This window comes from Pyrinomonas sp. (genome assembly GCF_040289685.1).
In the GTDB taxonomy this organism is placed as follows: Bacteria; Acidobacteriota; Blastocatellia; order Pyrinomonadales; family Pyrinomonadaceae; genus Pyrinomonas.
The window spans coordinates 25,570-34,043 of sequence record NZ_PSLQ01000035.1; the positions used below are offsets into that span (position 1 = coordinate 25,570).

Sequence of the window (8,474 nt, forward strand, 5' to 3'; positions counted from 1 at the left end):
GGATTAGCTTCGATTTGATCGGTCGCCTGTATCGCCATGACTGAATTCATCAACCAGCACGTTTTGAGCATCATCATCTTCGCGCCGCTCGTCGGCGCGGCCATCAACTGGCTCATCGGACGTCGCCTGCGCAACGAAGCCTTCATCGGCACGGTCGCTTGCACGGCGGTCGGGATCTCCACCGTCTTCGCTTTCATCGCGGCCTTTCGGCCCGAGACGGGCGCGCTGCGCGCTGAAGCCCCCATCCTCGAACACCTCTGGACGTGGATCGAGGTCGGAACTTTCCGCGCCGATTTCGCGCTAGCGATGGACCGGTTGAGCGGTATCTACGCGCTCTTCATCACGGGCGTCGGCCTTCTCATCCACATCTTCGCCACCGGCTACATGCATGGCGACAGCGGGTTCTATCGCTTCTTCTCCTACATGAACCTCTTCATGTTCATGATGCTCGTGCTCGTGCTCGGCGACAACCTGCTGCTCATGTTCGTCGGCTGGGAAGGGGTCGGCCTCTGCTCGTACCTGTTGATCGGCTACTACTTGGACCGCGATGAAGCGCGCGTAGCGGCGAAAAAAGCCTTCATCGCCAACCGCGTCGGCGATTGGGGCGTGATCTTGGGCGTCATGCTCATCTTCTTCCTGACCGGTTCAATCAGCTTCTTCGACAAGCCGGATCTGCCGAGCGCGCTGCGCATCATCGGCGAGATGCCAGTTGAGCCGTTCGCTTGGAGCGCGCTTTTCGCCGGCGGCATCACTTCAGCCGCGATCCTGCTCTTCATCGGTGCGACCGGCAAATCGGCGCAAATCCCGCTCTACGTCTGGTTGCCGGACGCGATGGCTGGTCCGACGCCGGTCTCCGCCCTGATCCACGCCGCGACCATGGTCACCGCCGGCGTCTACATGATCGTCCGCTGTTCGCCGATCTACGCGCACGCGCCGACGGCCATGTTCATCGTCGCCGTGATCGGCGCTGTGACGGCCCTTTTTGCCGCAACCATCGGCCTAGCGCAGAACGACATCAAGAAGGTGCTCGCCTATTCGACCATCTCGCAAATCGGCTACATGATGCTCGCCTGTGGCGTCGGCGCGTTCGTCGCGGCGATCTTTCACGTGATGACGCACGCTTTCTTCAAAGCGCTGCTCTTTCTTGGTTCGGGCAGCGTCATCCATGCCATGCATCACGAACAAGACATGCGGCGCATGGGCGGATTACGTAAGTACATGCCGATCACTTTCGCCACCATGATCACGGGCTGGTTGGCGATCTGCGGCATCCCGATCTTCGCCGGCTTCTTCTCCAAGGACGAAATCCTCTGGAAAACTTGGAGCACGGAAGCCTTCGCCATCCCACACGGCGCAAGCCGCGCGCTCTGGGCCATTGGCGCGATCACCGCCCTGTTGACCGCCGTTTACATGACGCGCTTGATGGTCATGACCTTCTGGGGCGAAGAGCGCTTCCGCGAAGCCCAGGCTGGCGGACAAGCAGACGAAGCGCACGCGGGCGACACGGCAGCCAAACCGCACCATGCCATTCACGCTTCCACCAGCCACCATGCGCTTCGCGCCCATGACCAGCATGCAAGCGACCACGGTCCGGTGACGCCACACGAATCGCCTGCGGTGATGACCATCCCGCTCATCGTTCTCGCCGTGCTTTCGACTTTCGGCGGACTCGTCGGCGTGCCATACGCGCTGAGCGGCGGCGCGATTCCCAACTACTTCGAAAAGACCCTTGAACCCGCCGTCGCACATGCGCCGACCCATGCGGAGGCTGCCGCTATCGAAAAAAGGATCGCGCAATCGGCAGCGCACGAAAGAACGAGGACGACGACCGAGCCGCAACCGGGTCTCCGCGAAGAGGCGAAACACGAGACGGCGAAGCACGCGGCACACTCGCCGGAAGAGGTGCGTCTGGAGCGAATCTTCAGCGCGATCTCCGTAGTCATCGCGCTCATCGGCATCGGCATCGGCTGGAGCGTCTTCAGCAAACGCCCGCTGCTTCAGATGCCGCGCTTGCTGGAGAACAAGTATTACGTTGACGAAGCATACGATGCCGTGATCGTCAAACCGCTCCTCGTCGGCTCGCGCGAAGGGCTGTGGAAGATATTCGATGTTGGCGCGATCGATGGCACGCTCCACGCGATCGCCGATGGCGTCGCGCAACTCGGTTCGCTCGCGCGCCGTCTACAACCGGGCTTCGTTCGGGCTTACGCGGCGATCATGCTCGTCGGCGCGCTCATCTTGATCGGATATTTCGCCTACTACAGCGTGCTGTTGCTCATCCGTCAATAAACGGGCGTGCGGCGCGCTCTTTGCCCACGACGTCTTCGTGTGATTCAAGGGCTGAGCTAGCAGCGAATTCAAACGACGTTCAAGGTTGATCGAAGATGCTTCAACAGAACTTGATCTCTGCTCTGATCCTGTTGCCGTTCATCGGCGCGCTGGCGACCGCCGCGCACGGTTTTGCGCCCTATAGAAGACCGACGCACTACCGTTGGATCGCGCTCGGTTTTTCGCTAGCCACCTTCGCGCTTTCGCTGCTTCTCATTCGCGGCGGCGAGCCGAGCATGTTGAGCGGCTTCATCTTCGAGGAGAACCGCGCGTGGATCGAATCGATCGGCGCGCGCTACCACGTCGGCGTCGATGGGATCAGCCTCTGGCTCGTCATCCTGACGACGCTGCTCGTGCCCATTTCAATCCTCGCCAGCTGGAAGATCGAAAAGCGCCCGCTCGCCTTCTTCATGTTCATGCTGCTACTTGAGAGCGCGATGATCGGCGTCTTCGTCTCGCTCGACCTGCTCGTCTTCTACCTTTTCTTCGAGGCGTCACTTGTGCCGATGTTCTTCCTGATCGGCGTTTGGGGAAGCGGCGAGCGGCGTATCTACGCGGCGGTCAAGTTCTTCCTCTACACGGCGGTTGGCAGCCTCTTGATGCTCGTCGGCATCATCGCGCTCTACTATTTCTACGGGACGTTCGATTACCCATCGATTCTCAGCGCAATGCGCGCCGGGACCGTAACGCTTTCGGCGCGCGCTGAATTCTGGCTCTTCCTCGCCTTTGCGCTCGCCTTCGCCATCAAAGTCCCCGTCTTCCCGCTGCACACGTGGCTGCCGGATGCACACACGGAAGCGCCCACTGCCGGTTCGGTGATCTTGGCCGGGATCCTTTTGAAGATGGGAACCTATGGTCTGCTTCGTTTCAACCTCGCGCTCTTCCCCAATGCGGCGCGCGATTTCGCGCCGATGATGGTGACGCTCGCCATCATCGGCATCATCTACGGCGCGCTCGTCGCGATGGTCCAGCCCGACGTCAAGCGGCTCGTCGCTTATTCGTCCGTCAGCCACATGGGCTTCGTCATCCTCGGGCTTTTTTCGTTCACCGAACAGGGGATGCAGGGCGCGCTCTACCAGATGCTCAATCACGGCGTTTCGACCGGCGCGCTCTTTTTGATCGTCGGCATGATCTACGAACGACGCCATACGCGCTTGATCTCGGAATTCGGCGGATTAGCCCATCCGATGCCGTGGTTTTCGACCTTCTTCGTCATCGCCTCGCTCTCTTCGATCGGACTCCCGGCGCTGAACGGCTTCGTCGGCGAATTCCTCGTGCTCCTCGGCACTTGGTTATCGGATTCGATCCGTCATCCTTGGGTGGTGACGATGCTCGCGGCGACGGGCGTCATCTTCGCCGCCGTCTACTTGCTTTGGATGCTGCAGCGCGTCGTCTTCGGCCCAGTGACCAACGAAGAGAACGCGCATCTGAAGGATCTGAACGCGCGCGAGCGCGGACTGCTCGTGCCGTTGCTTGTGCTCATGGTCGTGATGGGCGTTTATCCGAAACCTTTCTTGAGCCGTTCGCGCGATAGCGTGCTCGAAGTGCGCGAGCGCATCATGCTGGCGAAAGGCGGCGGCTCCGTCGCCGCTAAACCGACCGATAGCACAACGACTCGCGTCGCTGCGCGTTGATTTCGTAACGGCGTGCGACGGACCCAACGCTGTGCAATGAAGTTTCATGAAAAAGCAAGCGATGAGAATGGCTAATCGAAAAGGGTCTGCGATCTGTTCTTTGATCCATGCCGCGCTCCTGATCGCAATCGCGGTGGGGCCAATCGTCTGCGCAGACGGCGGCGCTGAGGTCAAGTTCCGCGGCGTGGATGGCAAGACCTACGATCTCGCTCGTTTCCGCGGCAAGGTCGTGCTCGTCTCTTTTGGCGCGTCTTGGTGCGCGCCGTGCCTCGTCGAACTCGAAGCGCTCGAAGAATTAAAGCGCGAGTATGCAAGCAAGCCGGTAGAATTCCTTTGGGTGAGCATCGAGACCGAGGAGGAGCGATCCGATTGGACGCTGCGAAATTTCGCACGCGATAACCGCTTGACCATCCCGGTCTTGCGCGACCCACGGCAGGTCGTCTACAGCCGATTTTCGTCGCGCGTCCGCATGCCGCTGGTCATCTTCTTCGACCGCGAAGGCAAGCCCGCGGGCAAGCCGCACGTCGGCATGGCGACGCCCGAGGTTTACAAGAAGGTCATTCGCCAAAGGCTCGATGCGCTTCTAGAGGGCGACCAATGACGGGGGAAAGACCTGGCCGCAAGCGATGCTGATTGACCCGAAGGGCATAAGGCGAGCAAAATCATGGCCGTGACGAGAAATTTCGCTTCAACATCTCCGGGTCGGAACCAATTACGACTGGGAGGTCGTCGGCGAACAGAGACAGGAACTCGTTCCGCGAATAGAGAACGTTTTGGGCGAGCGATCGCCGCATGAAGTCTATCCGAATCGAAGGCGCAGAGGACTTTCAGCAGCACCGCTCTGCAACTCGATGCGAGGAAAGCTTTCGCAAGCTTGATTCTAGGATCATAAGAGACGCATAGACACGAGGGATCGATAGGCGAATATGAATTCATCCTTTGCATTGCAAACCGCACTGCAGCAAGCTGCCGATGTCAACCTATGGCTTCTCCTGCCGGAGTTGATCGTCGCGGGCGCGGGCGTGCTCGTCATGCTCGTTGACGCTTTCACCAAACGGCTAGACCAGAGATGGGTGACGGGCGGCATCTCGCTCGCCGGTCTGATCGCCGCTGCCATCTCATGCGTTTGGTTGTGGACCGGTTGGACGGGGCCAACCGAGGCCTTTTTCGGCATGATCGTCCTTGACCGGTTGCGCCTTTCGTTCACGCTCGTCTTTCTGGTCGTTTCGGCCTTGAGCGTGCTCCTTTCGATGCTCTGGGTCGAGTTGGAGAGATTGCCCGCGGGCGAATTTCATGCGCTCCTTCTTTTCGCCACCGTTGGCATGATGCTGATGGCTTCGGGCGGCGATCTGGTGATGATCTTTCTCGGATTAGAGCTCCTTTCGATCTCGACCTATGTGATGGCTGGATTTCGCCGCACCGACGTGCGCTCGAACGAAGCCTCGATGAAATATTTCATCCTCGGCTCCTTCTCATCGGCCTTTCTGCTTTATGGGACGGCGCTTATCTACGGCGCGACGGCGATGGCCAACGGCGCGCCGGGCACGACCAACATCCGCGAGATCGCACAACGGCTTGATACGGCGCTCTATCCGCCGCTCCTTTTTGCGGGCGCAGCGATGCTGCTGATCGGCTTCGGCTTCAAGGTCGCCACCGCGCCGTTTCACGTCTGGACGCCGGATGTCTATGAGGGCGCGCCGACGCCCGTGACGGCTTTCATGGCCGCCGGACCGAAAGCAGCGGGCTTCGCTTCGTTCATGCGCGTCTTTCTTTTCGGCTTCCCGTTTGTCGTCGCCGCAGGCACGGCCCAGCGCCTCCATTCGGCATGGATTGCGGCGCTGGTCGTCTTAGCCGTCATCACGATGACGGTTGGGAACACAGCCGCCGTGATTCAATCGAACGTCAAACGAATGCTCGCTTATTCATCCATCGCACACGCTGGCTACGTGCTCGTCGGGCTGGTGGCAGCGGGCACCGCGCAAGACTTGACGCAACGAAACGAAGCCATCGCGGCGGTGGTCTTCTATCTGCTCGTTTACTCGATCATGACGCTTGGCGCTTTCGCCGTGGTGACAGTCTTGGCGCGCAGCGGCGACCGCCGTACCGAGATCGAAGACTACAACGGCATCGGCTTCAATTCACCATGGCTCGCCTTCGCCTTCTCCGTCTCACTGCTCAGCCTATTGGGTGTTCCACTGACGGCAGGCTTCATGGGCAAAGTGATGGTCTTCAGCGCGGCGCTCGACCAAGGTTACGTCGGGCTGGTCGTCGTCGCCGTGCTCAACACGGTGGTGTCAGCCTACTATTATTTGCGCTTGATCGTTGTCATGTTCTTCCGCGAACGGAGCGGAGCGTGGAGTGCGCCGACCGTGCCAGCAAGTTTGGCGATTGCGCTCGCCCTCGCCGTGGTCGGGATCTTTTACCTCGGGATTTTTCCCGGCAGAGTGATCGAAGCTTTTCAAGCTTCACCTTCGGTGGTGAGCGGGTTGCTTTTTTGAAGACGGATCAACTCGCTTCAACGCCCGGTGACCAGGATCGCTCTCGACAAAGCGGCTTCAGATCCCGCAAGGAATAAGGTGAAGTCTCATGCGTGCCCGTCGGCAACCGCGCGCAGCGACGGTTGAAGCGATCGTCGCCGAAATCAAAAACGCGCTCGGCGACGAGTGGTTGCCGCGCATCTACCGCGAACGCGTTCGCGCGCAACGCACGCGCGCCTGTTCTCTGCCTGCAGTTGCGCGCGGCAATAAGCGCGTCGAAATCCAGCACACGCTGCTCGGCGTCGAACTCAAAGTGGGCCGACGACGCGTGCACTGCCCGGATCTAGCGACCGCCCGTTACCTCGCCACTTTCGCTCGTCTGGGTTGCAAATCAGTCGCCGTGCCGTATGATATTACGCGGATCTCGCGCCTCGCCGATGATCTTGAATCGGCGTTTCACCGCCTGTTGCTTTTGACCGAGCACATGACCGAAGGGCGTGGGACGGTCTTTCGGCGCAGCGTGCGCGCGCGTTTACTGGGCGACGCGCGGCGCGAGATCGAAGAGATCGGCGCTGGACCATCGGCGCCGCAATTCAATCAAACCACGCGCCAACGCGGCGGGTGAGCGAAAAGCGCATGGGACAAGATCAAAAAAGGATCGTTGCAGCAGCCGAGCCGCTCCCTTTCCCTTACAATCAACGGACTTTTTGCCGCTACGAGCCAATCGAAAAACGGATCGGAGCGGCGCGCGTCCTCGTCATAGATGACCTGTTGCGCGACGAAGGCGACGTCTCAGACCGCGCGCGCGCCGATTGGGGCCGTCAGCTGCGCACGCAGTTGCAACGCGAACGCGAGATCGCTGCGCTCGCTGTCGAGAACATTCTGAACAACGTCGCGCGGCTCGTCCGCCAGCCAGCGACCGAAGTCGCACATCTTTCGGAGATCGTCGAAGCGACGGAAGGGTTTCGTCCGCAGGCCATCGTCTTGAGCGGCACGCTCAGCGATTTCGACTACTACAATCAGCAACTGCTTCAGCGGTTCAAAGAGTTCATCCGCCGAACCAAAACCGCCGTGCTCGGCATCTGCGGCGGCCATCAACTGATCGGGTGGAGCTTCGGCGCGCGCGTCGTCACGCTAGACCGGCTCATCAACGCCGGCAAAACCGGCACTGCGAATACCAGTACCGTTTCGTCCGCATCACTGATCCGACGGACCCGATCTTCGCCGGCATAAACGAACGGGAATCGGGCATCTGGCAGGATTACACGCTCGAAGCGCGCATCCTGCGCGTTTGGCAGAACCACGGACTGCAACTCGATCGCGTGCCCGAAGGCTTTAAGCTCCTCGCCACGAGCTACCTTTGCCGCAATCAGATGATGGTCCGGCGCGAGGCTGGGCAACTCATCTACGCCGTGCAATTCCATCTCGAAAAGTCTTTCGAGGACTGGCGCAAAAACCCGACGCGATGGGAACACCCCAACGAATCGCGCGACGGGCGCATCATTTTCGAAAACTTCTTGCGGCAAGCGATCGAACACGCAGAGAAGATCGAAGCTTGATCCGAGAAGTCGTGAAACGTCGAGCCGCGGCGCGCTGGCACCAGTCTATCTTCGTTCTTTTCGCCGTCGGCGCGCTGCTCGCCGCATGGGTCATCATCCATCGAGAACGCGCGCCGCCCCCCTCTTTCTCGTGTTCACACGCTCCTTGTTCCGGTGGAGTTGAGTGACCCCTTCGGCATCGCCCTCTCTTCGGACGGCACAATGTACGTCGCCGATGGCGAACAAGGGTTGAGAACTGCTCACGAAAATATGAACCCGGACAGACACACCTGAGACTGCCTTAACTAAAATGTGAGGACCACTCCGAGGAAAGGAGGTCCCCACAGATGCAGCTTACAACCGTCGGCCAAGAGGTGTGGAGGTCAGCGAAGCTACCTTGGGGGGCTCTTGGAGGTCAAGGTACGCTTCGCGTGACCATGGCTAAGTTGAGAGGTGAGTTGGCCCCCACGGAGTCTCAGATGTATTGACCGATTACA

Annotated in this window: 7 protein-coding genes; all 7 read left to right on the forward strand. The window is 60.0% G+C overall.

The annotated features are described in order from the left end of the window. Positions 1–36: 36 nt before the first annotated feature. The 7 genes from nuoL (at position 37) to C4334_RS09010 (ending at position 7,998) form a co-directional block, all read left to right on the forward strand. Positions 37–2,289, forward strand: coding sequence for an NADH-quinone oxidoreductase subunit L (gene nuoL, locus C4334_RS08980; RefSeq protein ID WP_352431749.1), 2,253 nt, complete (start codon positions 37–39; stop codon positions 2,287–2,289). Between the two features lie 95 nt (positions 2,290–2,384). Then, positions 2,385–3,962 carry a complex I subunit 4 family protein gene (locus C4334_RS08985; RefSeq protein WP_352431750.1) on the forward strand — a complete coding sequence of 526 codons (1,578 nt, stop codon included), beginning with the start codon at positions 2,385–2,387 and terminating at the stop codon, positions 3,960–3,962. Positions 3,963–4,029: 67 nt separating this feature from the next. Continuing rightward, a complete protein-coding gene (locus C4334_RS08990; protein WP_352431751.1) occupies positions 4,030–4,563 on the forward strand; it encodes a TlpA family protein disulfide reductase in 534 nt (177 codons plus the stop codon). A gap of 325 nt (positions 4,564–4,888) precedes the next feature. Further along, entirely contained in the window at positions 4,889–6,460 is a 1,572-nt protein-coding gene (locus C4334_RS08995; RefSeq protein ID WP_352431752.1) for an NADH-quinone oxidoreductase subunit N, read from the forward strand. Between the two features lie 88 nt (positions 6,461–6,548). After that, on the forward strand, positions 6,549–7,064 hold the full coding sequence (locus C4334_RS09000; protein ID WP_352431753.1) for a hypothetical protein: 516 nt from the start codon (positions 6,549–6,551) through the stop codon (positions 7,062–7,064). A gap of 11 nt (positions 7,065–7,075) precedes the next feature. Then, entirely contained in the window at positions 7,076–7,672 is a 597-nt protein-coding gene (locus C4334_RS09005; protein WP_352431754.1) for a glutamine amidotransferase-related protein, read from the forward strand. Positions 7,673–7,722: 50 nt separating this feature from the next. Then, positions 7,723–7,998 carry a glutamine amidotransferase-related protein gene (locus tag C4334_RS09010; protein WP_352431755.1) on the forward strand — a complete coding sequence of 92 codons (276 nt, stop codon included), beginning with the start codon at positions 7,723–7,725 and terminating at the stop codon, positions 7,996–7,998. Positions 7,999–8,474: the final 476 nt, after the last annotated feature.

Excerpts from the sequence above, each read along its gene's own strand:
- nuoL (WP_352431749.1), top strand. The coding sequence starts at position 37 with ATGACTGAATTCATCAACCAGCACGTTTTGAGCATCATCATCTTCGCG.
- C4334_RS08985 (WP_352431750.1), top strand. The coding sequence starts at position 2,385 with ATGCTTCAACAGAACTTGATCTCTGCTCTGATCCTGTTGCCGTTCATC.
- C4334_RS08990 (WP_352431751.1), top strand. The coding sequence starts at position 4,030 with ATGGCTAATCGAAAAGGGTCTGCGATCTGTTCTTTGATCCATGCCGCG.
- C4334_RS08995 (WP_352431752.1), top strand. The coding sequence starts at position 4,889 with ATGAATTCATCCTTTGCATTGCAAACCGCACTGCAGCAAGCTGCCGAT.
- C4334_RS09000 (WP_352431753.1), top strand. The coding sequence starts at position 6,549 with ATGCGTGCCCGTCGGCAACCGCGCGCAGCGACGGTTGAAGCGATCGTC.
- C4334_RS09005 (WP_352431754.1), top strand. The coding sequence starts at position 7,076 with ATGGGACAAGATCAAAAAAGGATCGTTGCAGCAGCCGAGCCGCTCCCT.